Annotated in this window: 23 protein-coding genes and 1 riboswitch; of the genes, 5 read left to right on the forward strand and 18 right to left on the reverse strand. The window is 43.9% G+C overall.

What is annotated here, in order from left to right; genetic code table 11:
• Positions 1 to 509: 509 nt before the first annotated feature.
• The 7 genes from ABE021_RS00500 to ABE021_RS00530 all read right to left on the reverse strand — a co-directional run bounded on the left by ABE021_RS00500 (position 510) and on the right by ABE021_RS00530 (position 9436).
• Positions 510 to 1274: an endo alpha-1,4 polygalactosaminidase gene (locus ABE021_RS00500; protein ID WP_430286202.1), complete on the reverse strand. Its 765-nt coding sequence runs from the start codon at positions 1272 to 1274 to the stop codon at positions 510 to 512.
• A 116-nt stretch (positions 1275 to 1390) separates the two neighbouring features.
• A riboswitch (cyclic di-GMP riboswitch) is annotated at positions 1391 to 1484 on the reverse strand.
• A 141-nt stretch (positions 1485 to 1625) separates the two neighbouring features.
• Positions 1626 to 3101: an exopolysaccharide Pel transporter PelG gene (gene pelG / locus ABE021_RS00505; protein WP_430286203.1), complete on the reverse strand. Its 1476-nt coding sequence runs from the start codon at positions 3099 to 3101 to the stop codon at positions 1626 to 1628.
• Positions 3101 to 4504, reverse strand: a complete 1404-nt coding sequence (gene pelF / locus ABE021_RS00510; protein WP_430286204.1) for a GT4 family glycosyltransferase PelF — start codon at positions 4502 to 4504, stop codon at positions 3101 to 3103. The genes pelG and pelF overlap by 1 nt, the downstream gene beginning before the upstream one ends.
• Positions 4501 to 6369, reverse strand: coding sequence for a DUF2194 domain-containing protein (locus tag ABE021_RS00515; RefSeq protein WP_430286205.1), 1869 nt, complete (start codon positions 6367 to 6369; stop codon positions 4501 to 4503). The genes pelF and ABE021_RS00515 overlap by 4 nt, the downstream gene beginning before the upstream one ends.
• Positions 6345 to 7271 (reverse strand): hypothetical protein, encoded by a 927-nt coding sequence (locus ABE021_RS00520; protein ID WP_430286206.1) that lies wholly within the window; start codon positions 7269 to 7271, stop codon positions 6345 to 6347. Before ABE021_RS00520 ends, ABE021_RS00515 begins: the two co-directional genes overlap by 25 nt.
• Positions 7272 to 8513, reverse strand: a complete 1242-nt coding sequence (locus tag ABE021_RS00525) for a hypothetical protein (RefSeq protein WP_430286207.1) — start codon at positions 8511 to 8513, stop codon at positions 7272 to 7274.
• Entirely contained in the window at positions 8510 to 9436 is a 927-nt protein-coding gene (locus ABE021_RS00530; protein ID WP_430286208.1) for an NAD-dependent epimerase/dehydratase family protein, read from the reverse strand. The genes ABE021_RS00525 and ABE021_RS00530 overlap by 4 nt, the downstream gene beginning before the upstream one ends.
• Positions 9437 to 9712: 276 nt before the next feature.
• Here ABE021_RS00530 and ABE021_RS00535 point away from each other — a divergent pair, with 276 nt between their 5' ends.
• From ABE021_RS00535 to ABE021_RS00550, 4 genes are all read left to right on the forward strand, one after another.
• Complete coding sequence (locus ABE021_RS00535) at positions 9713 to 10555, forward strand: YihY/virulence factor BrkB family protein (RefSeq protein ID WP_430286209.1); 843 nt, start codon at positions 9713 to 9715, stop codon at positions 10553 to 10555.
• Positions 10530 to 11207, forward strand: a complete 678-nt coding sequence (locus ABE021_RS00540) for a response regulator transcription factor (protein ID WP_430286210.1) — start codon at positions 10530 to 10532, stop codon at positions 11205 to 11207. Before ABE021_RS00535 ends, ABE021_RS00540 begins: the two co-directional genes overlap by 26 nt.
• Positions 11204 to 12583, forward strand: a complete 1380-nt coding sequence (locus ABE021_RS00545) for an ATP-binding protein (RefSeq protein ID WP_430286211.1) — start codon at positions 11204 to 11206, stop codon at positions 12581 to 12583. The genes ABE021_RS00540 and ABE021_RS00545 overlap by 4 nt, the downstream gene beginning before the upstream one ends.
• 73 nt (positions 12584 to 12656) lie before the next feature.
• Positions 12657 to 13055 (forward strand): hypothetical protein, encoded by a 399-nt coding sequence (locus ABE021_RS00550; RefSeq protein WP_430286212.1) that lies wholly within the window; start codon positions 12657 to 12659, stop codon positions 13053 to 13055.
• Positions 13056 to 13140: 85 nt separating this feature from the next.
• Here the strand turns inward: ABE021_RS00550 and ABE021_RS00555 are convergent, their stop codons facing one another.
• The 10 genes from ABE021_RS00555 to ABE021_RS00600 form a co-directional block, all read right to left on the reverse strand.
• Positions 13141 to 13347 (reverse strand): hypothetical protein, encoded by a 207-nt coding sequence (locus tag ABE021_RS00555; RefSeq protein ID WP_430286213.1) that lies wholly within the window; start codon positions 13345 to 13347, stop codon positions 13141 to 13143.
• 83 nt (positions 13348 to 13430) lie between these two features.
• A complete protein-coding gene (locus ABE021_RS00560; protein ID WP_430286214.1) occupies positions 13431 to 14972 on the reverse strand; it encodes a solute symporter family protein in 1542 nt (513 codons plus the stop codon).
• A 14-nt stretch (positions 14973 to 14986) separates the two neighbouring features.
• Positions 14987 to 15349: a DUF485 domain-containing protein gene (locus ABE021_RS00565; protein ID WP_430286215.1), complete on the reverse strand. Its 363-nt coding sequence runs from the start codon at positions 15347 to 15349 to the stop codon at positions 14987 to 14989.
• 266 nt (positions 15350 to 15615) lie between these two features.
• A complete protein-coding gene (locus ABE021_RS00570; protein WP_430286216.1) occupies positions 15616 to 16314 on the reverse strand; it encodes a hypothetical protein in 699 nt (232 codons plus the stop codon).
• Positions 16295 to 17185, reverse strand: coding sequence for an ATP-binding cassette domain-containing protein (locus ABE021_RS00575; RefSeq protein ID WP_430286217.1), 891 nt, complete (start codon positions 17183 to 17185; stop codon positions 16295 to 16297). The genes ABE021_RS00570 and ABE021_RS00575 overlap by 20 nt, the downstream gene beginning before the upstream one ends.
• Before the next feature lie 39 nt (positions 17186 to 17224).
• Entirely contained in the window at positions 17225 to 18355 is a 1131-nt protein-coding gene (locus tag ABE021_RS00580; RefSeq protein ID WP_430286218.1) for an ABC transporter permease subunit, read from the reverse strand.
• A gap of 27 nt (positions 18356 to 18382) precedes the next feature.
• Positions 18383 to 19594 (reverse strand): hypothetical protein, encoded by a 1212-nt coding sequence (locus ABE021_RS00585; protein ID WP_430286219.1) that lies wholly within the window; start codon positions 19592 to 19594, stop codon positions 18383 to 18385.
• A gap of 102 nt (positions 19595 to 19696) precedes the next feature.
• On the reverse strand, positions 19697 to 20674 hold the full coding sequence (locus tag ABE021_RS00590) for an MBL fold metallo-hydrolase (RefSeq protein ID WP_430286220.1): 978 nt from the start codon (positions 20672 to 20674) through the stop codon (positions 19697 to 19699).
• 115 nt (positions 20675 to 20789) lie between these two features.
• Positions 20790 to 22256 carry an MDR family MFS transporter gene (locus ABE021_RS00595; RefSeq protein ID WP_430286221.1) on the reverse strand — a complete coding sequence of 489 codons (1467 nt, stop codon included), beginning with the start codon at positions 22254 to 22256 and terminating at the stop codon, positions 20790 to 20792.
• Positions 22257 to 22297: 41 nt separating this feature from the next.
• Complete coding sequence (locus ABE021_RS00600; protein WP_430286222.1) at positions 22298 to 22717, reverse strand: MarR family winged helix-turn-helix transcriptional regulator; 420 nt, start codon at positions 22715 to 22717, stop codon at positions 22298 to 22300.
• Positions 22718 to 22950: 233 nt separating this feature from the next.
• Here ABE021_RS00600 and cls point away from each other — a divergent pair, with 233 nt between their 5' ends.
• Positions 22951 to 24405, forward strand: a complete 1455-nt coding sequence (gene cls / locus ABE021_RS00605) for a cardiolipin synthase (protein WP_430286223.1) — start codon at positions 22951 to 22953, stop codon at positions 24403 to 24405.
• A gap of 125 nt (positions 24406 to 24530) precedes the next feature.
• On the opposite strand, the gene ABE021_RS00610 is transcribed toward cls, so the two are convergent.
• Complete coding sequence (locus ABE021_RS00610) at positions 24531 to 25400, reverse strand: cation diffusion facilitator family transporter (protein WP_430286224.1); 870 nt, start codon at positions 25398 to 25400, stop codon at positions 24531 to 24533.
• Positions 25401 to 25588: the final 188 nt, after the last annotated feature.

The following is a 25588-nucleotide window of genomic DNA, read 5'->3' on the forward strand; positions in this document are numbered from 1 at the left end:
TTCCTCGGCTCGCTTTTTTGTTTGTTGTATGTTACTCGTCTTTAAGTTTTAAAGGGATAGTTACACGCTGTTTTTCTAAGAAAAAATATTTTTAGAATAAGTTGTCAAGATTTGATAAGGTTCCTGTATATCCTGGCTCTTATGCAGAACAGCTTCAGCAAGTAAAAGGAAATACTTACTTTCAGAGGTCCTCGCTATAAAGCTGACGTTTCACATTTTGCAAAGAATACAGAAATACGGCTTATGGAATTGATTGTTGTTCCCTTGTTGAAATCGATCACCTTGGAAAGTTTCGGAATCCAGCGTAAAGCCACTGCCGAACAAAAAAATATTCCAATAGTAGACCTTTCGCCCATCGTATGTAAGAGCCTGGATTATGAGTAGTATTTGTTATTTATCACTACAATCTTAAGGGGCGGGAACAAACTTGGAATTTATATCAACTGCCTATACACAGCAATTACAAACAAATACCCCCCAAAAAACTTTTGGGGGGTATCTTTACTCTATCACCATTGGTTGAAGGATTTGTGCTCTGAGTAATGAAGGAATCCTTGTTGTTGGGAGAATTTCATGCTTTTCGCATGTTGTGAAAATGAAACCGTGAATACCTTAAAGTTATGCTCTTTTTGCAATTGTTGAAGGGCATTAATTTGATTTTTGGACCACTGATCTGTGGAAACCGTCTTATACTCAAAGTCCTCCCACATTATTGCGTCCATATAGGCGGCGGTTTCCTCTTTAAATAGTTCAATACCCCAGTTTTGAATCTTAGAAAGATCGGGGTGTTCACGTTCTAACTCGTCCAGGAAGGTAATGAAACCTTTCGTTTGTGCCTTATATTGTTTCGGATCTTTCACGAAAAACTGATCTTCCATATCTCCGACTGTATCAAAGAAGACTCCATCAAATCCTTTGGCAACGACTTGGGTTTTGATGTCGTTCATTAAAACGGATCGGTAGTGGGAGGATGTCATATCCATCAAATAGGAATCCCATTCTTTGAAATGGATGCGTTGCCCATTTTCAGTAAAGAAATCCTGAGGTTGCAGTGAATTGACGCGTACGGTATTCCAAGTGTCCGATTCCATTACCGATACATATGCATACAATTTTGTTCCTGACTTTTGTAACTTGGATACAAGATCTTTTGTATAAAAGGCTGGTTCTACAATAACCAGGTCATATTTTTTCATTTGACGTTGTACTTTTGGGGTAGGCTCATCGTAAAAGATTTTATAAGATTGAATGTGGTCTACCGGCGTAGGTTCCATTGAAGCAAAGGTCTCCTTTCCGGAAACAATAGTAACGACCAAGAGGCAGAGGAACAGGACGGGGAAAATTTTTCTAAACACAAAAAGCCCTCCTAGGCTATTAGAAGGGAAGGGAGGTTAGCAGATTGGCGATCGGTATGCTTCCACTAGAAGCATCGACGACCCATATCTTTGCGCCCCTATTTTTCAATAGGTTTGCCCTTCACAACCCTCTAATGGGTGGTTTTAGTTAGCCATCGGCTCCTATCATCACTATAACTGCTGAAGTTTTGTCAAGTCAATTTAAAATTTAAAGTATAGGAATTATAATCCTATAACGTTGACGATATCGACACACAAGTCATCTTCAATCTAATTAGAAAAGGTATCGTTATCTCTTTGATAAAGTCTTTTTGTTAATATCGTGAAGAATTTCCCGTTTTCAGGCGGATGTGAGTTTTGAAAGGCATGAGCATCGATAGTTTGTAGAAGTTTGGCGAGCCGATACCCTGCAAAAAGGAATGCACTTGCTGCACCAATACTAAAACTCAGACCATACGCCCCAGTCCCGAGAGGCAGTAGAGCAATTGTAAGTAACAAGATACCAAAGAAGAAAATTAAGGAAGTATAAAAAGCTCCTTTATGATCTTCAAAGTATAGCAATAGCAGTTGGAACACCAGCATACCTGCATTTGCAAAAGCACCTAACAAAGTTAGTCTGAATATGGAAACAAACTCTCCGTCCATATGGATAGTATTTCCAATCCACCCTGCTAATAGAATGAGCAATCCTGTAATCAATGCCTGATTTCGTAACATTCTGTAGAGCATCTGTTTCAAAACACGTTGCATTTGAGATTTGGATGTCTCTATCTGCTTTAAACTTCCTCCTTTGTTGATAAAGCCGTAAAACGTTCTGTATTTATCGTAAAATCGAGTTTCAACAGCAATGACAAAGTACATGAGCATGGGGATAATGGATAAAAAGCTCCAAAATACAGCTGTGTCGTAAACGGTGTGATAACGGAAGAAGCTATATAACTCTGAGGATCCTTCACCGGACCAGATCACCCAATTTGCAATCCATAATCCGGAAGTATAGAAAAACCCAATGCCTACAAACATCGGGTATTGATCAAACGTTTGTAAATAGGAAAGGGGATATTCGCATGATTTTACTTCAAAAGCTCTTGCAATAGAAGAGAAGATCATTAGAAGCGTTGTTGTCATCCCAAAGATGAATGGCAGCAATAAGTATGCAGATGCTTCTACTGTGGAAAGTGTCTGAAAGGAAACAAAACGAGTGAATAGAAATACGCCGAGTCCTGCAATAAGTCCTCCAGTAGCAAAAGACCATGCAATTTTTTTGTAGTTGCGCAGTGCGGATACAAAGAGAAAGCAATTCCAGTTCAATAGCATGATGTAAAAGAAGATAATTGTCAGTACTTCAAAGTAAAAAGGTAGCGATGACATTATGACAAATAGAATTGCGGGAACCGTGCCAGTTAAGACTGAAGTTTTAGTTAGTCCTAAAAATGCTGGGAACAGCTTGTGATACCGTTTTCCGAATAACTCATTTGCTACGTATCGTGTCATGACGAGTTGCTGAATACTGAACAGCACCTGAGAGAAGATAAAACAGTAGGCAAGTGTAATATTAAAAAGGCTCGCTGTTTCAAAAGAGATAGCTAATGTGTTACGTATTAACCACTGAGTGAGGGTAATTGCAGTGATAATCGTTAACCATGGACCGGAAGTGACCATGAGAGAGAACCCATATGCTTTTAGTCGAGATGAATAATGATCCTCCTTAAACAACTTTTGAAGTTGAAACCCGATCCCTGCCATTAGTAGGTCACTCCTTTTTTATAGAGTATTTGATAAGCAGATAGCATCTGAGTCTGCAGATATCTTTTGGAAACACGTTGTCTAGCAACTATCCCCATTTCACATCGCAGTTCTTCATGCTGCATCAAATGGATGATTGCTTCTGCCATCGCCTGCGAATCAAGAGGATTTACAACGATGCCAGCATCTCCAGTTGTGTCAGTTAACGTTCCTTCAATTAACTCCCGGCATGATCCAACGTCAGTTGCGATACATGGAACGCAATAAGAAAATGCTTCAAGTATCGACAAAGGCTGTCCCTCTGAGAGACTTGAAAGAACCATTAAGTCAAAAGTCGGAAGATAATCCTTAACATTTACTTTACCGGTAAATATGACATCTTTACTTAACTGAAGTTGATCAAGCAATTCCAGACATTCGGCAGCGTATACAGGATTTTCAGACATTGGACCAAGAACCTGCCAGTTGAATAGAATACCGCGATCCTTCAATTCGCGTGCTGCATAGAGCATCGTTTTAATATCTTTTATCGGAACGACTCTTAGAACCGAGCCGATCTGAAACGTTTTGGATTCCCTTGTCACTGAAGGTTTACCTGCTGGCAGCACAACTCCATTCGGAATAATGGATAGTTTTTCAGTGGGGGCGCCGTTAGCTTCCTGAAGTCGGGAATTCTGCTCAAATAATGTAATGACAGAATGAGCGTGTTGATATGCATACATTCCAAGATGTTGAAAAAAACGTATCCAACCAATTTTAAACGACTCAGGGATCCAATCACTTAACAGAATGTCCTCTTCTCGTTCACGTGTATAAATACCATGCTCAGTGAGCAGGAAAGGTATCCGCTGATCAGTTGCAATCCGAGTAGCGAGTAATCCGGCATAGCCAGTGGAAACGGAATGGATGACATCTAACTTAGGCATCGGTTGCTGTAAAATCGTGAGTACGGGTAAGTACATGCCCTGCAGCATATAATAGTATTCTATGAAGTTTGCGTTTTGTTCTGCTTTACTACATCGCTTAGCAATCTCATAAAAAATATCACTCTGAAAAAATGAGGATGGAGAAACGTCTTGCAATAATGCATGCAGCAAGTGCAGTACTTCGGCAGATGGATTGTTGCGTTCGAAAAAAGAGGCGATCAGGTTGAATTCATCATCAGTCAGTGAAAAGCTTGGTTTTTTAACGCCTGATCTCCGCTCGAATTGAATCGGAATATCAATAATAGTATCTACATTAGGGGGCAACTTGTATTGGAGTACTTGGTCTTCCGCCGCAGGGATGATTGCGAGGATGGTGAATCTGTGTTCAGGCATCCCTTCAATAAGTCCTTGCGTCCAGCTGGAGACACCCCCGCTTACGTAAGGATAGCTCCCTTCACAAACTAAACCGATTTTCATTTTGCATCGACTCCTTTTGAGATTGGTAAAACCACAGGTACTTTCCTGATCTCGAGTTGATAGGTTGAACCATCATCCCCTATAGGATAAACCGTAACGTCACTAGATTGTGTGTGCTCCAACTGTTCGCCGTCATTCAAGCGGATGAGTAGGCGCATCGGAGTAGGCATATCGGTTGCACCGATCGATATTGAGTCCTCCGTGTGCTGGATGGATACGGTCCCTTCTAAGAAACTTCCTAAATAAGCAGTAGCTTGTGTAGCAGTGTAGGGAGAAAGTATAGGGTATGCAGTTTTAAGTTCCGCCAGAAAAGAAGTAAACTCGACCTTTAGCTGTTCCCACATGAAACCATTCGAACGGGAACTGATCAGATCGTCGGGATGGACGAAATGACTTACCATTCCCAAGTGTCCAAGGGCATCCACCGCCCCCAGCCTATTGGATTCATCCACATGGAATCCACTCGAAAAGCGCGGGAGGTTGAATAGTTGAGGGTGCCTGTTATCCATCCCTATTTCTTGGATATAGCTTCCTGCCACTTGCCCGTCATATACAGAAGATATCGTACGCAGATCCGGAAGCTGTGATTCAAGAGCGGAAATGCCCGTTTCATCCAATATGTTCGATGGCGGCACATATGTTTTAAAACTCGACGTAGGATAGTACTCTTTCAGTAGATGCTGCATGTACTTTATTCCTTCTGCCATCGTTTCCTTGTTCTCCCAAGGTGTGTAGCCCAGGGTTCCATCAATGGCCTCGCTGCCTAGCAGTAAAGGCTGGTGATTGTATCCGTGTAAGCCGACCTCGTGTCCGTGGTGATAAGCATCACGGGCGTAGTAAGAAAGCTCTTTCCGATTTTTTTCAACCAATTCTTTACCACTTGCGTTAATTTTATCTTCATAAGTTCCAATCATGACAGTGGTATAGAGAAGATCTTCTTCTGATGCGATATCCTTCATATCTGCCCACCAAACGTTTTGAAGAAAAGATTGTGGTGACATGGCGTAGTACTCTTGATAGGCAGTTTGGTCGGCTCCCCATTTTTCTGGAAATGGTGCTGGAAAGTCATCGATGTACACCACTTCAACACCTGTAAGAGCAACTACAAAACGCTGAGGGACGAGTTCCAACGTTTGTAGGAATAGGCCTCGTGAACTTTTGGATGAAAGCCAGGTTCCATTAAAGAAGCCCACTCGTCCATCACCATAAGAGTTCGTCCAAAACAATGGTGTGCCTTCACTTTCCATGTACAGCTCTGATTCGTCTGCAATTGTCACTTTCATGCTGTTATTGACGATAGCTTCAACAGCCGGTAACTTTTCATAAATCGTATTCCATGGTTTCGTGATATCAATTCCATGAACTGAACTTTGTGAGAATCCTTCGTTACTTTTAATGCCTGCCAACGCATTGAATTGGTTTTCATTGAACCGTTTTCCAACATATAGATTGCCTCCGTTTTTTACAAAGGAAGCGATGTACGTTAGCTGAGAAACCGATAACTTTTCAGTAGCGGTGATCAGCGTGTGGTAAGGGGAGGGTTTTAGAGAGGCGAGCTCTCTCTCTCCGATGATCGTATAGGGAAGTTTAGCGTATTCCAACGTTTTTACGAATTGATGGAACTGTCCTTCGTTGGCTTCGTGAATGTCCAGAATATAATAATGTGGTATCTCAGCTCGTGAATTTGCAGTCGCTGAACCCGTCAGCAAAGAGGACTTCTGATGTTCCGCAGCTACGTCTTCTGATAACTTCGGGATGAGCCGCTGAGGGTGGTTCCGGGAAAACTGGATGACTATGATTGTGAGGATGAGAAGCACTCCAGTCAGCAACAACAACTTTTCTAACTGCTTATTTGGGGAGTCCATAGTGATCGGATAACCTCCTGAAACTTCTGTGTTGTGGCACTTAACTGGTCACGTTCTTCCAGACTGGCAAGTAGCCGGGTTGCCTCTTTCCAATTGTCTTGGTATATCAACGTTTCAATCAGTTTCTCCTGGAAGACAAGTAGGTCGGGAAATCGGAAGATCGCTCGTCGATAATGAATCATTACCCGACGACTATTCTTATCCTGTATTGTAAAAACTTCACCGAGTTCACGGTAGGCATCAGAATCATCAGGGTCAATTTCAATAAGTCGTTCTAGTAGTCGTGTTTGCTTCTGAAGCAATCGCTCTTGCTCGATTTCACTTAGTAATTCACTGAGCCAGTATGCGCGATAAGCCTGGTACAAGGATGTCAAATGCTGATGCTCGTCCGCAACTGGACGACTTTCCAGTTGCTGAATCCGTTGCAGATGACGATCATTCAGTAAGTGGTATGTCGTGGAGGCATAGTGTGCAAGCTCAGGTCGAGTACTGGCATTTTGCACCGCTTTTTTTAAATACGTCCCTTGTCCTTTTGTAAGCAAATGAATGTGCCGAATGATCAATTCCCGGCTGACATCTGGTCTTCCGCTTTCTATGCTAAGTGCAATCGGCATCACTGTGATAGAATGTGCCGCATCGTTGCGCCATTCATCATAAGGAAGTACATCGAAACGAAGTGTTTCCTCATAGTCCAGCAAATCGGTCGCATCCGTCTCCAGTGAATAACGGAATAGGAGAGCACTTCCGACTAGGCCAAGAATGGGTACGACCAAGGAGACGATGGTCAGCCAGTCTAGAACTCCGTAGGCCTCAACCGGAGTCAAGGTTTTCGCGCCCCAACGAACCAGTAGGACAATCACAGCGTATAGGATATACATTATGATGATTTGAGATGCGTCCATTCAGATCGCCCCCTCTAGAAGGGAGTTGGCAATACGTGACTGAATGACATCGGCATATCTTATATCCGTACCGGGCAGCAGAAATAGTAATTGATGTGTAGAGGGATTCCAGCATATGATATCCATTTCACGTAATTCATCTCTCAACAGTTCATATATTTTTTTCAGATTGATAGGTTTTTTAGGAAGGGCGACGGTAAAGGTCGAGTATGGTTGGTTGAATCGATATTTCCGCTCTTGATGAATGGCGAGCATATCGCTGTAATAAGAAGATGTATAAAAAGGTGTACCGGGAACAAGCATGTCTTTTCGCCTTACTTCCTCTTTCTGTAGGGCGTCCGTGAGGGGGTCAGCGACAAAACGAAGAATCCATTTAAGTGTTTCGAGACCGTCGAGTGTCACTCGGAACAAATCAACTTTTCGTATTACCAATACATATTTCACGGTGGTTCCGGTATAGATGGGGGCACAGATGAGTGGACCAGAGGCTTCAGGGTTATCAAGTGATCGCATATACAGCTCTTTTTGTGTAAGGACCCTTTTGAATAGAAAAGGATGATCTTCATAAAAGTAAGAAGACGGCATATATTCTTCATTGGAGCTTCGATGGACTTTAAGACGCCAAACTTTGCTGGAATGATCAACATGGTATATACCAAAAACTTTTGCACCATAGTGTTCCTGGATGATCCGTATTGCTTCGTTCAGTATTTTTTCAGAATGTCCTCGATTCAATAAGTTTGTAATGGCATAGATACTTGCGAGGTTTGTTTCATTTTCGACTATTTTTAGCTTGAGATGGTCATTCGCCTCTCGGAATGCTGTGAGGGTATCGCCGGATTGCTCATACTCTTGCTGTAATTCCTCTTTTTCGTAATAGAGATCCTGATACCGTTCGTTCAGTGAAGTCCGAAATGTTCCGCTTAACAGACCGATAACAATCAGAGATAGTGAAAAGCGGAAAAAATCAGGTTCATAAAAAAGGATAATGGGATCATTGCCAGCCTGGGTGCCATAAAACAAATAGAGGCAGCCCCCCCAAACAATAGCAACTAATGAATAACCAATTCCGTAGCGGATACCGAACAAAAACGCAGTGACCAGTAAAAACGTTCCAATCCATTCAAGATTCAGCACCTGGTAACTTGCCGCAAACACGAAAAATAATGAAACTACAACGAATTCTATCAAGATAACCCAGGTTTTTTGGGGGCCATAGATGATTGACCGTTCACTTCTCATACCGTTTCACGTCCTTTCTGGAGACCTCTCCAGTACTCAGACACTCCATCTAGAAAACTATAGCGAGGTGACCAATTGAGTTGTTGGACCGCTTTACTATTGTTTAAGGTGCTATGTTCCAAATCACCTAGCCGTTTTTCTGCGTATTCTACTGTCATGGGGAAAGAAGTATGTTCCAGGCAACGGATAACTTCTGAAATTGCGGTTTGAATTCCCGTGCCGATATTCAGCGTAACGTTCTCCTCGAGCTCCATGGCGGCAATATTTGCAGCGACAAGATCTTTCACATAGATGAAATCCCGCGTCTGATGACCGTTTCCAAATACCGATACTCCACGACCATTCAACTGCCGTTCTGTAAAGATTGAAATGACCCCTGCTTCCCCGTTACTGTCCTGACGTGGACCATAGACATTCGCATAGCGTAGAATGGAATGGGAAAGATGATGCTGGGTGCAGGTCAGCCGAATATAAAGTTCACACGTTTTCTTCGATAAACCGTATGGGGATAGTGGTTCGAGAGCATGCTCTTCTGAGATGGGCAATGACGTCGGTATTCCATATACAGCCGCGCTTGAGGCGAATACGAATTTTCGTACACCCACATGGACACATGCGGTTAACATGTTTAATGTACCCATGACGTTGATGGCGGCATCTTTTACTGGATCCTTCATAGAGACGGAAACTGAAGTTTGTGCTGCGAGATGATAGACTGTGTCTGGAAGAAAAGATTCAAGCAAGGACATGATGTCGTCAGTTTGTAGGACATCCAGCTGAGCAAAAGAAGCGTACGGATTCAGATTCTCCCTTTTCCCTGTTGATAGATTGTCAATAACCAGTACTTGATGGCCAAGTTCTAAGAGTCGGTCGGTTAGATGGGAGCCGATGAAGCCAGCCCCGCCAGTCACTGCAATTCGCATGTGCAATCTCTCCCTAATAGTGAATTTTTTTGAAATTTTCAATAGGGTCATAGAAGCGGAAGATTGGGCCCAGAGCATTCGACAAATGACAACGTGGTTAGCAAGTGCTTTGGCGAAAATCGGTACAAACGAGAGGGAAAGGTCTGAAATCTAGATAATATGTTGAGTATACATCTTTTGTGGGATAAAGTAACTAAATATTTTAAAAATAATCAAAATAATAGATTGAATATAATTCTTACGTCATAGTACCTAGTTTGAAAAAGGGGGTTTATTATGAAATTGGGACTTAAGATATTTGAGCGATTTGTAAAAGAACGATTTTTTGACCAGGCTGCTCAGACTGCCTATTACTTATTGTTATCCATGTTGCCATTTTTCATCTTTGTAATATCGCTGCTGAACTTATTTCCGGTAAATGAAGAAATCCTGTTCCGGTTTTTACGCCCTTTCATCCCGGAGCAATCATTTGACCTCATTGAAGACAATGTGCGTGAAGTGTTGCGAAACGGTAAAGGGAAATGGCTGTATTTCAGTTTGGCAGGGGCCTTCTGGCTATCGTCTGTCACGGTACAGTCTTTAGCACGTTCACTGGACTTGGCGAACGGGTATATACGTAGAAGAGGGTTTTGGTTATCGCTAGTTCGTGATCTGGGTGTTACGCTGCTGTTCATGCTGGTTGTACCGCTCTCGATTGTACTTCCCTTCATTGAAAACATCCTCCATCAAGTAATTGCTTATTATGATCGGATCGATGATTGGAAAGGCTGGCTGTTTTTATGGCCGAAAATTAAATGGGGACTGGGCACGTTGTTTCTGTTTGTCTTTTTCCTACTCTTCTATAAAATTGTTCCAAGTGGTAAAGTAATGTTGCGACAGGCGGTTCCAGGCGCATTGCTATCCACGATCGGGTGGCAGCTGTTTTCCTATCTGTTTGGCGGGTGGGTGACAGCTGTGGATTACACGCGGTTATATGGTCAGTTAGCCGGAATCATTATGCTTGTGATTTGGTTTTACATGACCGCTGTCATCATTTTGTTTTCCGGATTGTTGAATGCAGAATGGAGTAAGTCTAAAAAAGGAAGTGGAATGGATGTTAACGATTTTAGCGGTCGATGATGACCCGAATATTCTAGAGCTGGTACGCATTACCTTATCAGCAGCCAGCTATAAGGTGATGAAAGCGAAAAATGGGCAGGAAGCGCTTGAAATTATGGAACGGGAGGTACCGGATCTTGCGGTGGTCGATGTCATGATGCCTGAGATGGACGGCTATACACTGACGAAGAAATTACGTTCGGAATGGGATATTCCTGTTCTTTTGCTCACGGCAAAAGGGGAATTGGAGGATAAGGAAAAGGGATTCCTGGCAGGATCTGATGATTATCTTGTGAAACCATTTGAGCCGAAGGAATTGCTGTTCCGCATCCGTGCCATCCTGAGACGGTATGAAAAAGCGGTCGATGTCTTTATCCAAGCAGGACCATTGGCCATCAATCGTCAAACATACGAAGTGTCTATTGGGAAAAAAGTGTTGCTGCTGCCTTTGAAGGAGTTTGAACTGCTGTCGGTTCTAGCGTCGCATGCAAATCAGGTGCTGACGCGTGAAGTTCTACTGGATCGAGTGTGGGGATACGACTATGAAGGGGACGAACAGACGCTGAACGTGCATATTAAGCGATTGAGGGACAAGTTGGAAGGCCTGCCGGAACAAGTGAGCATCGTGACCGTACGGGGTGTCGGCTATAAGCTGGACACGGGTTCTGTATGAGATCGCTCTATGGAAAGTTTCTGCTTTATACAGCAGGGATCATGGTGTTCAGTGCGCTCACAGCGTTTTTATCGGTCAATACGTACTATCATCAAAACTTAAAAGGCTCCAATGATGAAAAAAATATGACTATCGTGCGACAGCTTGCGAGATACATCGAAGAAACGTCGCCTGAAGATTTGAATCTGTATTTGAAAACCCAAGCGGCAGCGGGATACAAGTTGTTGCTTGTTAACGATGACTTAACAGGTCGGCGCTATGGCCAGGCTTTTCGTCTCGATAACTTAGATGAAGAAGACGTGATGTCCGTACTTCGAGGAAAAGACTATCACGGTATGAAAGACTATCCGACAGAAACGTTTGTCACCGGCTTCTTTTCGGATGAAACCGCGAATACTGTCGGCGTCCCCTTTACTTATAAGGGAAAAGAGTATGCCTTGTTTTTGAGGCCGGACATCAAGCTGCTCTTTACAGAAGTGCATTTCTTGTTAGGTGGAATGGTCATAGTGATGGCGATTGCGAGTCTACTTGCGATGTTGATTGTCGCAAAGAGGCTCATCCGCCCGATTACACAGCTCACGCTAGCGACCAAGAAAGTCGGGAAAGAAGAATTCAGCGGCATATTGCACATTCATCAGAAAGACGAAATCGGCCAGCTCGCAGAAAGTTTTCAAAAAATGACTGAGCGGCTAGGAGAGAATGACTTGATCCGCAAGAAGTTCATCAGTGATGTTTCCCATGATTTTCAATCCCCTTTACTGAACATTAAGGGATATGCAGGTTTGCTGATGGATGAATCGCTTCCGGCTGATGAACGTGCGGGGTATGCAAAAGTCATCCAGTCAGAGACCGATCGATTATCTTCTTTAACGAAGCAGTTGCTGCTTTTGACATCGCTCGATCAGATGATGAGCCCTTTGAAACCTAGTAGGTATGACGTGAGCGAACAGCTGAGAGAGACTGTGCGCAGATACCGTTGGCTCCTTGAAGAAAAACAGATTTCACTCTCCATGGAAATTGAGGATGCAGAGCTGATTGGAGATCCTGCGTTTCTTGAGAAAGTATGGGAGAACTTAATGTCCAATGCACTGAAGTATACGCAGGATTATGGCACGATTGAAGTGTCCTTAGTGTCGGATGAAACCTCGGTAACTGTAGAAATCGGCGATTCCGGAATCGGCATTGCAGAAGAGAACCTGACGCATATCTTCAATCGTTTTTATCGGGAAGACGATTCCCGGACAATTGCTGCTGAAGGGACAGGTCTTGGATTATCGATTGTCCAGCAAGTGATTGAGCTGCATAATGGCACGATCACGGTCAGTAGTGAAAAAGGGAAAGGGACCACAATCAAGATCGTCCTGCCCAAATTGTAACATGCTGGACATCTTGCGTTCATGTTGAGAAGGTATGATGAAGATAATCAGAACGACACAGGAGGAATGCAACATGCAGGAGAAATGGAGTATACGATTAATACGAATTGCTGCGATATTCGGGTTGGTTGGAACGGTGCTTGGTTCGCACATGGCGGGATCAGGATCCTATGCATTCAAACCAGTCCACGCACACATTTTACTAGTAGGCTGGCTATCCGTATTTTCATGGGGCGTGTTTTATAAAATTTATCGCGTTCGCGCAGCAAAACTAGTAGCAGTTCATGGCTGGACAGCAATTATTGGATCAATTGGATTGACTACAGGGATGTGGCTCCAATTCCTCCGTCCGTTTGACATTAATGAGACATTCGCGCTTGTCTTTTACATCGTCGGCGGCACGATTCTATTACTCGCTTTTGCGCTTTTCGTAGTTATGACGTTCTTAATAGATCGTACGGAAAAACGATAAGTCAACCTATTTGGCCGCCCCTATTTGCTGGGGCGGCTTTTTTGTACGCATAGGCAAGGGGGAGTCTCACTGTTATCAGGCCCATTTAGGTCCGCCACCCGCTCGTAACACGAGGGAACCCGCCCGTTTCAGTCCGCCCCCCGCTCGTAACGCGAGGGAACCCGCCCGTTTCAGTCCGCCCCCCGCTCGTAACACGAGGGAACCCGCCCGTTTCAGTCTGCCCCCCGCTCGTAACGCGAGGGAACCCGCCCGTTTCAGTCCTCAACACGCTCATTCCCAAAAATCTATCCAAAATAAAATACCTGCGGATCTATCATCAAACAGTGACAGATCCGCAAGTATTCATCTATTCATTTATTCACGTATGCGGTAAACTCACAGCCCGCGATATCCGGTTTCCGCCTTGAAACGAACTTCTGCATATGCAACTTCAGCTTCTTCGTGACGTTTTGCTCCAATATACGTCCCGATGATAGCAGCTAGGAATCCTGCTGGAATCGAGATGATCGCGGGGTTCACGAACGGGAAGAGTGGATCTCCCACGAAGAACGCAGCTCCTGGAACAGGGTTAATCACGTTAGGGCTGACCGCAACGAGTACGAGCGCGGTGATCAGCCCTGTCAGCATGGAAGCAACCGCACCCGTCGTATTGAATTTGCGCCAGTAGATCGTCATTAAAATCGTAGGTACGTTTGCGGACGCAGCGATACAGAAGGCAAGTGATACGAGGAAGGCTACATTCAGTTTTTCAGAACCAAGCGCCAACAAGATCGATACGACCCCGACGCTGATTGCGGCGATACGGGCCGCTTTCACTTGTTGCTTCTCCGTCACTTTTCCTTTCATGATAATTTCGGCGTATAGGTCATGGGCAATAGCGGAAGCACCCGATAACACGAGTCCTGCCACTACTGCGAGAATGGTAGCGAATGCAACAGCCGCAACGAACGATTCTAATGCATCCCCGCCCAGTACGCCTGCAAGCATCGGGGCAGCCATGTTACCAGCAGCGTTCTCTGCAATGATCGCTTTCGATCCAACAAACTTCGCTGCACCAAAGCCAAGGAAAATTGTCAGCACGTAGAAGATTCCGATAATCCATACAGCATAGACAACTGACGAACGCGCAGTCTTGGCATCTTTCACCGTAAAGAAACGCATCAGTATATGAGGAAGCCCCGCAGTTCCTAGCACAAGTGCAAGCAACACGGAAATCAAACCGATCGGATCTTTATATACAACTCCTGAGTGCAGGAATGACTCCCCATGATCCGTCGCGTTCCGCATAATATCAAACATGCCCACAAAGTTGAAGTCGAACTTCATCAGCACGAGGAATGAAATCACAATCGTTCCGATCATCAGCAAAATGGCTTTAACAATCTGAACCCAGCTAGTAGCGGTCATTCCTCCGAACAGTACATAAATAAGCATCATAATGCCCACAATGAGAACAGAAATCCAATAATCGATGCCGAACAATAACTTGATCAGCGCGCCTGCCCCTACAAGCTGTGCAAGCATATAGAACAGAACGATTGTAATGGTATTCAATGCAGCAGCTCCGCGGACTTTTTTCGCCCCAAATCGCGAACCGATCATATCTGCCATCGTATATTTCCCCAGGTTGCGCAACGGCTCGGCAATTAAGAACAAGACAACCAGGTATGCTGTCAAGAACCCGACACTGTAGTAAAACCCATCAAAACCATTCAGTGAAATTGCACCGGCAATCCCAAGGAACGAAGCAGCAGACAAATAGTCACCAGCAATGGCCATGCCGTTCTGCCAGCCGGTCAGTGAACCGCCTGCGGTATAAAAGTCACTGGCAGTCTGCGTTTGTTTCGCAGCCCAGTATGTAATATAAAGTGTCAATAAAATTACAGCAAAAAAGATTGCAATGGAAATAAAACTCATAAACGGAATCCCCCTTAGTCCCTAACGTGTTTTTTGATGATCTGATCCACATCTTTATCGAAATCACGGGCTTTTTTCACATAGATTTGAGTAAATACCCACACCATCACAAACAATCCGAATGCGTACACCCATGTCCATGTCATCCAGCCGACAGCACGTGTTTCTAGAATCGATGTGTATCCTGTCAAAATAGGCAGCATGAGATAGATTGCGAAAAATGCAATGACATAGGGTGTTAAAAAACGATTCTTCTTTTTGATCAGATGCTTAAACTCAGGAGTTTCTATGATTCGTTCATAGTCCAATTTCCCATCCGCCGTGCGCGGCAGCTCATGTTCACTGCGCAACTCCGTTTCTTTCAACTCAATCGTCAATTCTCCATCCCCTTTATGGATTCAATTGAATTAGTTGGATGTCTTCAGAACTCATCCCCCAATGAATTCCAAACAGTGAATCGCTTTCCAACAATCCTGTCCGTCCAACGTATCAAATAGACAGAAAATAAGCAATATTATTTTTATATAAGGTGGGTGTCTGCCATCAGATAAGAGAGTTAAAAACCGTGAATGCCTTGGGAAAAGGGATTCACGGTTCTATGAAAAAAATAACGTGTCACTTACGAATAAAATCATTCGCTTATTTAAGGATTTTGGGGACGGAAGGTGATTAACGAAGCATCAGTCACTCGTAGCCACTGACCCATTTTCAGTTTCACTGTGCTTTCGGTGCGGCCTATCGTCCCGCCAATCAACTCATATAAAATCGTATCCTTTTCTTTCTCGAGTATTTGTAAATACCCATAGCCGTGGTCCAAAGATATCGTATAGGTTCCGGCTTGGATGTCTGTGCCTACTTCCCATACGCCGGCAGTCAGTTCAGTAAGGAGAGACGTGGGTGAAAGAACAACTTCTACAGAGTCATACCCTCCGTCCGCTTGAATAGTATAGGACTCTTCCACAGAGACTGTCAGGCTTCTAGCACCTGCATAATCTCCGACAATCTCCCGTAGAATCAGCTCACCTTCAGAATCGAAAATGGAAATATTACCAGTAGGATAGCCTGAAATCATGTAACGGCCCGTCTTTAGTTTCAAAACCTTACCGGACTTAGGGACAACAGGAACCGATACTGCCTGTGCTTCACGATTGTTGCGATCCACAGTCGTAAAGATTGCAGGGTTCACTGATTTGATCAGTTCTTCTTTCTCATCACCTGTCACCTCGGAGTTCTGTTCATATCGAACTGTTTGTTCAGTGGCAGGGGTCTGTTTTGCCTGACAACCCGCTACCAACACGCAGACAAATAACATCATGCCCCCATTACGAAAAATATTTTTCATAATACTCCACCGTCCCAAGTGGTCCTACAGTCAGATTATGCCGATAAAGGCCAAGTATTCGCTCAATCCATCGTGTTTGTTCAGATAAGGTTAGACTGTCCATAGGGATACAGAGTAAATGCTCTGCAATGTACATATGTGCATCGGGAAGTTCAATTGTAGTCTTCAGTTCATGGTAATCAGAGGGGGTCATGTGTGCCTTTAAATAGATTTCACGATCTTCTGTAAAACGCTGTTCGTGGACAATTTCACCTTCTTTTAAGAAGATGACCCGGTCTGCATATAGATCGAGATTTTCCAACAAATGTGAGGCGACGAAAACTAATTTCCCTTCTTGTTTCATGTCCAGCAAGCACTCTGAAATCAGGGCGACATTCGTAACATCGAGTCCATTCATCACTTCATCCATCAGCATCACCGTTGTATCTGCAGCCATCATCATTGCAAAGCAGAGCCGCTGGCGCATTCCGAGTGAATACGTTTTTGCTTTCTTTTTTACGTAAGGGCTCATTTGTAGTTTATCGATGACGGCGGGAACGTGTTTTGACGTGCCATTCCACATGGATGCATACAGTTTCAAATGATCGGTGCCAGACAGTTCATCAAACAAATCCTTCTGTTCAGGAAACGTCGTCAAGTGTTTGTGGATTAAAACCTCTTCCTTCTCATTCCGGTACGTATATTTCCCGTCAAAAACTACCTGACCGGTATCGGGTTTCGTATAATTCGCGATAATATTGAATAATGTCGTCTTTCCTGTACCATTCGGCGCAGCGACTCCTATGATTTCTCCCTTTTCAGCATTGAGATTCAGGTGATTCAGTACAATTTTGTTCTGATAGGCGATTGATAGATTTGTAAGCTTCAGCAATGCCGTCCCTCCTTTTTAGTTCGCATTATCGTGTCCTGATCAACGGGGGGTGTATTGTAGTTTGTTCTTCATGTACAGCACAGCATTCACGGCGAGTGTGAAGCCGAAGAACCATAAGAAGGCATGCTTATAGTCCATAGATGTGCTTGCGAACCTCATAGCAGCCTCTCCGCTTAAAACAGCACCGATATCAATCATGGCAAGCGGTCGCAGCCAACTACCATCAATGCCTGCTGAAAGAAGCAGGGAGGGCAGCAGTAACAGGAAAACGATGAATAAAACGGTAGTGTACAGGTTTTTGGTTATTCTGCTTACTAAGACGGAAGCAACTAATAACAGCAAACTGATGAGCAGAAACGCTAGTAGTTGTAAAAGTACGTAATGGACAGTTGAAACGGCTGTGAAATCACCACTTGAATAGAGGAGAACTGGTGAGGTGAAACTGCCCCAACCAGTTTTCAATCCCACATACAGGCTGCAAGCGCCAATTCCTGCAACGAGGAAAGCGAAGATTAGGAACAGATGAATGACCACTTTGCTGACCACTTTCTGTAAGAAGGAAACAGGCAGGCCTATCATTAAAGAGCGATTCTGCTGGTCGTGTAACAGCATACTGCTGCCGATTAGCAGGACAATGAGACCGAATGGCAATCCGCTGATTGTATCGAGTGCCGCTGGAATGTAATTACTTGCAACGAACGGATCGGGAACGATGGAAATATGATGCTTCTGGTAATAGTCCAACAACGCCACTTCTTTGTGGATCTCTTGTTTCGGGACAATGTAATTTGGATGGATCCCTTTGTTTCCAGCTTCGTGCATGTCAAGCCGGAGTTTATTAAGCCTAAGCCCATCCGTAATGTATAAGTCGTTGTCTTCTTCATCCCAAAGATAGAAGCGTTGCATGTTGATGAGAGAGGCTTGCTCGGTAAGGTTATCGTAAATCTCCTGCCCCTCTTTCGTCTCTCGCATCTCTTCAGGAAAGGCTTTGAAAATAGAGTGGAATTGCTCTGCTTCCTCGTTTTTCTGATCTTGCAGCGTTTTGATATCAGTTTGACTGTATTGCAAATAGTAAATCGGGAAGAAGAGGATCAATGCGATTCCGAGTAACCAATTCTTCCGATTGTGCACTAACATTTTTATTTCAAAAAGGATGTAGTTCCATCTCATAGTTGTCTCATTCCTTATCAGATGATTTCATCGAGATTGATAGAGCCTTCGTTTGTTGACTATACGAGAGAGGACAAATAGAACTGCTTCGATGATTGCAGCTGTTACTAGGAGAACAACAACCCCTTTAGCCAAGCTAATCGTCTCCGTGTTTAATAAGAAGTTCTTTTCTCCCGTCACAATTTTTCCGAAGTCAAAATACGTTTGCGGAAAATAGCTGATATCAATTCCTAAAATTTCCCGAGTCGTCCTGGCATCGAAAAGACGCTCCGAAAAGATCACTAATGTGCTAGACAAGAGTACGAGCCATTCGTTTTTCATGAGCAGGCTGAATATCACGTTGAGACGTATGAAAAGAAATAGTAACAGGGGGAGGGCGGAGAGGGATATACCAACAAATTTCCCCAGGCTTATTACGTCATAGTCATCAGCAGAGAATGTACTTTGGGCAGTCATAATGGGAACGTGCAAATTGGAATAGCCGAATCCAAATTGAGCGGATAAGACTAAAAAGCCTGTAAGAAGCACAGTTACTAAAACGAGAAGTGTATAAGTAAATGCAGCCAGTGATTTCAGATTCAACTGTCGATACCAGGATAAGGGCAGCCCTTGTAACACCGTCCGATGGGAGCGATCGCGTGACAAAATATCACTGCTGAAGTAAACTGCACAAAATAAGAAGAAAAAAAACCCGTACGTATGCAGAAATGTCTGCAGCGATTGGAACCCTGTCTTTTCAAATAGCAGAGCTTCCGTAATGCGCCGATTATTCATCAAGTAATCTTCATAGCGGAGCATCGTCTGATGATAGAGATGCTCCCGGTCTTTGCCGGGATATGGAGAAAGTTTGAACAGGTTTTCGTCTTGCAGATAAACGGAAGGATCAGACTCAAGATAGTAGGCGCGCAAGTGGAGATAGCGAAGATAATTACGATCTTCATAGGAGTGGAGCAGTGCGCTGAACAATCCATGGTGATAATCGTTTCTCGCAAAAACGGGATCTCCCGTCATTAAAACAATTCCAGTATTACCACTCTTCAAGCGCTGGTTCTGCTCCACTTCCAACCGGGTTAAGTAATCCTGTATTTCTTCAGGGTGAAACGTTTCCTTAGTTTCTCGATTTGGAACGAGGAGGAAACAATAACTGATAAGTACCACGCCGATGAAAAGAAGAAAAGGAATCGTTCGTTTGCTTTTGGCGGTCCGTAAAAATTCGTGTATCAAATAGGTGCGATTCATCCGAGCTGCCCCTTTTTAGTAAACTGATCATAGGTTCACTGTAAGTTTAATGGAAATCTATGTATCAACTATACAGTGTATTCTAAAAATTTCAACTCCTAATCAGTTGCAATTTTTATCTTTGAAAAGGTGGATGAGCGTTTCGCCATGCTTTAAAATCTTTAAATCTCGATTTTCCAATCCACGCCGCTTCCATTCACTAAGTAGGCGATTCAGCGCTTCTTCAGTCGTGTCGTCAGCTAGATAGAAGGATCCATAGTGCATGGGAATGAATACCGAAGCCCCGACATCCATAAATGCTTGTATCGCTTCTTCAGGTGTCATATGTTGAGTTCCCATGAACCATTCAGGCTCATACGCTCCAATCGGCATGAGTGCGTATGTAATATCAGGGAATTTCTCGCCGATCTCACGGAATCCTTGGAAATACCCGCTGTCACCGGCAAAGTAGATCGATTCGGATCCATGTATCGCTTCAGAAGAATTTTCCTCATGCCGTCGAATGATCCATCCACCCCAATGCGACGTATTCGTATCAGTCAGCGTACGTTTCGTCCAATGTTGAGCCGGTACGAAGTGGAATTCCACAGGACCAATGCGTACCTGACCCCACCAAGGAAGTTCGTACACTCGATTTACCTTCATCAGCTTGCGTACTTTACGTCCAAGTCCTTCAGGAACGAGTACGGCAGGAGTCCCTTTCAGCTTCCTCAGTGAGGGGACATCCATATGATCATAGTGCGAATGGGAGAGCAAAATAATATCGACTGAAGGGATTTCATCCATTGAGAGGCCTGGCTCTTCCAGCCTACGACCAACCCCCATCCGGCTCGCCCAAACGGGATCTGTCACAATCGTCAAACCAGCAAGCTGTATGAGAAACGTCGAATGCCCGATCCAAGTAATCGTTAACTTATCCTGATTCGTGTGGAGTAGTGCCTGCTGCTTATCGGGAGCCTGTCCAATCATGAAGCTCATATCTTTCTGTTTCTTAAAGCGCTCTTTTTGCCAGCGCACCAATTCACTAAATGTGGCGGGGCGTGCTGTCGGGTCTAAGTTCCGATATCGTTTTCGATTCATCTGTCACCACTCCTTCTACAAATAAGTGTAGTCGACTTGTCGATTACATGCATGTGGGACGCAGTAAACAGAAAAACAGGCACCCAATTTGGGCACCTGCTACTTCCATTACAGTTTATAGGACTGAAGTTTCCTCGTCTTCACTCGGCTTCGCACGGTACACAACAAACGACAGAACAACAGCGACTAGCGACATCGCAAACGCTATGAAGTATACCAGTTCAACACCTGATACTAACGCTAGATCGATTGTTGCAGGATCTGTCGGAGTCGAGGATTTCTGTAACACATGTAACTGGCGTGCATTCATAATGCTGATGAACACGGAAACCCCGATCGCTCCCGCAACCGGTTGCAATGTCGACATCACGGCAGTCCCATGCGGATAGAGACGTTTCGGCAATTGGTTCAATCCGTTTGTTTCAGCAGGCATCATGATGGCAGAAACGGATAGCATAATGAGGATATAGCTGACCACCACCACCCATACAGGTGTATCGACAGTCAATTGACTCATCATGAACATCGTGCCGCTTAACACGAGTGTAGCGGGGATCATTAAGACGCGCGGCCCGAATTTATCAAACAACGCACCCATGAATGGCGACATGATGCCGTTTAAAATACTTCCTGGCAACAAAACCAATCCGGCTGTCGCTGCAGTGAGAGCGAGCGGACCTTGCATATAGATCGGCAAAATGATTTCCGAGGCGAACATCGCCATGATGATGATCAAAAACATCACGACAGCATGTGAAAACATCGGATAACGGAATACGCGCATATTCATGATCGGTTCGTCCAGCTTCAACTGACGCCACACGAACAGTGCGATGCCGATGATTCCCATGCCGATGAACAGCCAAACAGTCGGGCTTGCAAATCCCTCTTTACTTTCCCCGACGGAACTGAAGCCATAGACAATGGAACCGAATCCGATTGTGGAAAATAGCAGGGAGATGACATCGATTTTAGGCTTCGTAACTTCGGACACATTGACCAAATACTTATAGGCAAACACAATCGAGAATAACGCAAACGGGATGACGAGGATGAACAAATAGCGCCAGCCTAAATATTCAACAATGACGCCGGATAGTGTGGGTCCAATGGCAGGAGCAAACATAATGACGAGCCCGATCATCCCCATCACTTTTCCGCGTCGTTCAGGAGGGTAGATCAATAGGAAGACGTTGAAGATAATCGGCATCAATAAGCCGGTTCCTACAGCTTGGATCAAGCGCCCAACGAGTAAAATCGAGAATGTAGGAGCACTCGCGCAAATAATGGTACCTAGCGTAAACACAGCCATCGTTCCTAAAAATAGCTGCCTCGTTGTAAACCATTGAAGAAGCAGCGCAGAAACGGGAATGACAATGGCCATGACGAGCATGAATCCAGTCGCCATCCATTGAACAGTACTCAACGAAATCGAGAACTGATCCATGAGGGTGACGAGAGCGATATTCAATAATGTTTCGTTTAGAATGGCGAAAAATGCGCCGATAATGAGTGTTAACATAATGGGAAGCACTTTCACATTCGGGTTATCCGCTAAGTACTCATATTGTTTCTGTTCCATGCAAAGACCTCTTTCATGTTTGTGTTTTTTTGGCGCAACTCCTATTGATGATGCTTTCGGATAATCCCTAGCATTTCAATGAAAGAGGCAATTTCCGTTTCTGAAAATCGTTCTTCAATTTCAGCGATAGCCTGATTCAATGGTTGGTCCAGTTGTTTGTAATCGTCCGCAATTTCAGGACTGACATTTAAATAGCTGACGCGCTTGTCAGTGCTGCTTGGTGTTTTTGTAACAATCCCCTTGGACACTAATTCATTTACTTTTACAGTTACCGCAGAGCGTGCAACGTGCAGTGTATCCGCAAGAAAACTAGCCGTACAATTCTTGTTGTACAATATGATTTCCAAATACAGCAAACTATTATAAGTCAAATTCCCATATACCTTATTTTGGTTCATCTCCCGGAGGTTTTTCAAGATTTGCTCATAATAAAATTCGTCTAACGCATGCAGCAGTTTCATGAGCACACCTCCTATATATTAAGTGAAACTAATTATAATCGTTTAACAAAAACATGCAAGTGTTAGTGCTTTATAGGAGAACGACATGCTATTTCGACGTTGGGAACATATTGTTGACGTTCATATTCCTTTTCAACGCGTACATGTTATAGTGCTATACATAAACAGAAATTCTTACGGACTTTTAAATAGGTGGTTATCATTCAAACTATAGTGAGAAGGAAGGTGTAATGATGGGAATTGGATATATAGTATCGTTGATTTTATCCATTACAGTCGTCATCAATCTTTTATTGTTGGTGGGAGTATTGTTTTTTGAAAGACGGGATATAGGAAATACATGGGCATGGATATTAGTGATGGTGTTTATCCCCATCGTCGGATTTTTCATCTACTTATTCCTCGGACGAAATATGAAGCAGAAGAACTTCTACAAGCTGACGGATGAAGAGAGAACGGAAATTGACACGGAAGTGGATCAGCAACTATCAACAGACTACCTAGAGACCATACAACAGTCTCCATTGCTTAAGAGCCATGCTGAATTGATACACATGAACTTGATATCGTCGGATGCGTTATTATCCACTGGTAATGACGTTCAAATCTTTGATGACGGCCATCAGAAATTCGATTCCCTCATCGCAGATATCCAAGCAGCTGAGAAGGAAGTTAATATTCAGTATTACATCATCCAATCAGACGCATTGGGAACTAGACTCCGTAATGCCTTGACAGAAAGAGCGAGGGCGGGAGTGAAGGTCCGGCTCTTATACGATGAGGTCGGGTCTAAAAAGACATCGCCTAAATTTTTTGATGAACTGCGGGCGGCCGGTGGGGAAGTCGAAGTATTCTTCCCATCCTTTTTCAGATTGATCAACTTCCGTGTGAACAACCGGAATCACCGGAAACTGGTCATAATCGATGGTCGTATTGCATACATTGGCGGATTCAATGTAGGGGACGAGTATCTCGGGCTGGACAAAAAGTTCGGGTACTGGCGGGATACACACCTTCGCATCCAAGGGAAAGCCGTCCATCACATTCAAGGTAAGTTCATATTGGACTGGCATCGGGCTGGCAATAACAAGCCGGGCGAATGGGGGGAGTATGCATTCAGTCAAGTGCCAGCACAGGGGACGAGCCCAATCCAAGTGGTTTCGAGCGGACCGGATTCCGTCACAGAGCACTTGAAAAATATGTACATAAAACTGATAGTATCCGCAAAGAAAAGTATCTACATCCAAACACCTTATTTCATTCCCGATCCGAGCTTTATGGATGCGTGTAAAATAGCGCTGTTGTCCGGAGTCGATGTACGAATCATGATTCCGTGTAAACCTGATCATCCCTTTGTCTATTGGGCAACATGGGCGTATGCAGGAGATTTGCTGGATTACGGAGCGAAGATCCTGCTTTATGAAAATGGGTTCCTGCATGCCAAAACAATTGTCGTAGACGATGAAGTGGCGGCGGTGGGGACAATGAACATCGACTCGAGGAGTTTCCATTTGAACTTTGAAGTGAGTGCGATCGTCTATGAAGAAAACGTGGCGAAACAGCTATCTGTATTGTTTTTGAAAGACATGGAGGTCAGTTCGGAACTGACACCTGAACGGTATGCAGAGCGGTCAGCCCTCATCAAATTCAAAGAAGGTATTTCTCGCCTTCTGTCGCCAGTGCTGTGACCTGAAGGCATAAACCCGAAGCTGTACTCCGTTTAAGAGTGGCTTTCGGGTTTTTCTGTACGTGAATGTATGAAAAAGGAGAATTGAAACTATGTGTATCCTGGGAGATTATCCCTATGGGTGCATTATTCCGGTTCGACGTGGACATGTACGTCATACACACCATATTCGTTTATCATCACTTTTTCAACTTGACTGGCAATATCGTGGGCTTCTTGAATATTCAAAGAGGAATCCACGATAATAATAACATCCAGTACTTCATTGTTTCCATAGTATCTGCCTTTAATACCCTTAATATCCACAACGCCATCGACCTCGTTAATCACGACACGATAGAGCTTGATTTTGTCAACATCAAATCCATCTGAAAGTTCGTGCGAAGCGAGTTTGAAGATATCCCAAGCGGTTTTGCATATCAATAGGCCGACAATGATCGCGGTGAGCGTATCCAGCCATGGCATGTTCAATTGTGAGCCGAATATCCCTGCAGCTGTTCCTATACTGACCCAAGCATCTGAAATATTGTCTTTTGCAGCCGCCATCACTGCTTTACTATTAATTTTTTCAGCTAACTGTTTGTTGTACCGGTACACAAAGTACATCACAATTGAAGAAAAAACACCTACGTATGCAGCCCAAATATTTGGACTTTCTTTCCCCTCTTGAAACATGGAGGAGAATGCATCATTCAACACTTGAATGCCAACCGCTAACATAATGAATGAAGCGACCATGGAAGCGATTGTTTCACTTTTCCAATGACCATAACCATGATCTTTGTCGGCGGGTTTTTGGGACATTCTCAATCCTACGAGAACAGCAATGGAGGCAACAATATCAGTGGCATTGTTCAATCCATCTGCCTTTAATGCAGCCGAGTCACTCATATATCCGAAAACCAGCTTCACTATGGAAAGAAATAGATATGCAATAATACTGATCATAGCCCCGCGTTCGCCCAACTTCAGATCTTTATACTTTTGATCTTCCAATACGTTCACTCCGTTCTAGTTCCTCAATAGGTAACAAGCTATGTCTGAGATGATTGTACGATTACCTCATTTTACGAATATCCTATTTGAAGCGGAATTCTTTCCCTCAAGAAACAAAAACCCTCGACTGATGATAGTCGAGGGTTGGGAAATTTAAAATATAGGTGAAGGTCTGACGTCAGATGTCT

It is taken from the genome of Sporosarcina gallistercoris, assembly GCF_050459885.1.
Lineage (GTDB): Bacteria > Bacillota > Bacilli > Bacillales_A > Planococcaceae > Sporosarcina > Sporosarcina gallistercoris_A.

Coding starts and splice junctions, on each gene's coding strand:
- ABE021_RS00500 (WP_430286202.1), bottom strand. CDS start 1,274: ATGGAACCTACGCCGGTAGACCACATTCAATCTTATAAAATCTTTTAC.
- pelG (WP_430286203.1), bottom strand. CDS start 3,101: ATGGCAGGGATCGGGTTTCAACTTCAAAAGTTGTTTAAGGAGGATCAT.
- pelF (WP_430286204.1), bottom strand. CDS start 4,504: ATGAAAATCGGTTTAGTTTGTGAAGGGAGCTATCCTTACGTAAGCGGG.
- ABE021_RS00515 (WP_430286205.1), bottom strand. CDS start 6,369: ATGGACTCCCCAAATAAGCAGTTAGAAAAGTTGTTGTTGCTGACTGGA.
- ABE021_RS00520 (WP_430286206.1), bottom strand. CDS start 7,271: ATGGACGCATCTCAAATCATCATAATGTATATCCTATACGCTGTGATT.
- ABE021_RS00525 (WP_430286207.1), bottom strand. CDS start 8,513: ATGAGAAGTGAACGGTCAATCATCTATGGCCCCCAAAAAACCTGGGTT.
- ABE021_RS00530 (WP_430286208.1), bottom strand. CDS start 9,436: ATGCGAATTGCAGTGACTGGCGGGGCTGGCTTCATCGGCTCCCATCTA.
- ABE021_RS00535 (WP_430286209.1), top strand. CDS start 9,713: ATGAAATTGGGACTTAAGATATTTGAGCGATTTGTAAAAGAACGATTT.
- ABE021_RS00540 (WP_430286210.1), top strand. CDS start 10,530: ATGTTAACGATTTTAGCGGTCGATGATGACCCGAATATTCTAGAGCTG.
- ABE021_RS00545 (WP_430286211.1), top strand. CDS start 11,204: ATGAGATCGCTCTATGGAAAGTTTCTGCTTTATACAGCAGGGATCATG.
- ABE021_RS00550 (WP_430286212.1), top strand. CDS start 12,657: ATGCAGGAGAAATGGAGTATACGATTAATACGAATTGCTGCGATATTC.
- ABE021_RS00560 (WP_430286214.1), bottom strand. CDS start 14,972: ATGAGTTTTATTTCCATTGCAATCTTTTTTGCTGTAATTTTATTGACA.
- ABE021_RS00570 (WP_430286216.1), bottom strand. CDS start 16,314: ATGAAAAATATTTTTCGTAATGGGGGCATGATGTTATTTGTCTGCGTG.
- ABE021_RS00580 (WP_430286218.1), bottom strand. CDS start 18,355: ATGAGATGGAACTACATCCTTTTTGAAATAAAAATGTTAGTGCACAAT.
- ABE021_RS00585 (WP_430286219.1), bottom strand. CDS start 19,594: ATGAATCGCACCTATTTGATACACGAATTTTTACGGACCGCCAAAAGC.
- ABE021_RS00590 (WP_430286220.1), bottom strand. CDS start 20,674: ATGAATCGAAAACGATATCGGAACTTAGACCCGACAGCACGCCCCGCC.
- ABE021_RS00595 (WP_430286221.1), bottom strand. CDS start 22,256: ATGGAACAGAAACAATATGAGTACTTAGCGGATAACCCGAATGTGAAA.
- ABE021_RS00600 (WP_430286222.1), bottom strand. CDS start 22,717: ATGAAACTGCTGCATGCGTTAGACGAATTTTATTATGAGCAAATCTTG.
- cls (WP_430286223.1), top strand. CDS start 22,951: ATGGGAATTGGATATATAGTATCGTTGATTTTATCCATTACAGTCGTC.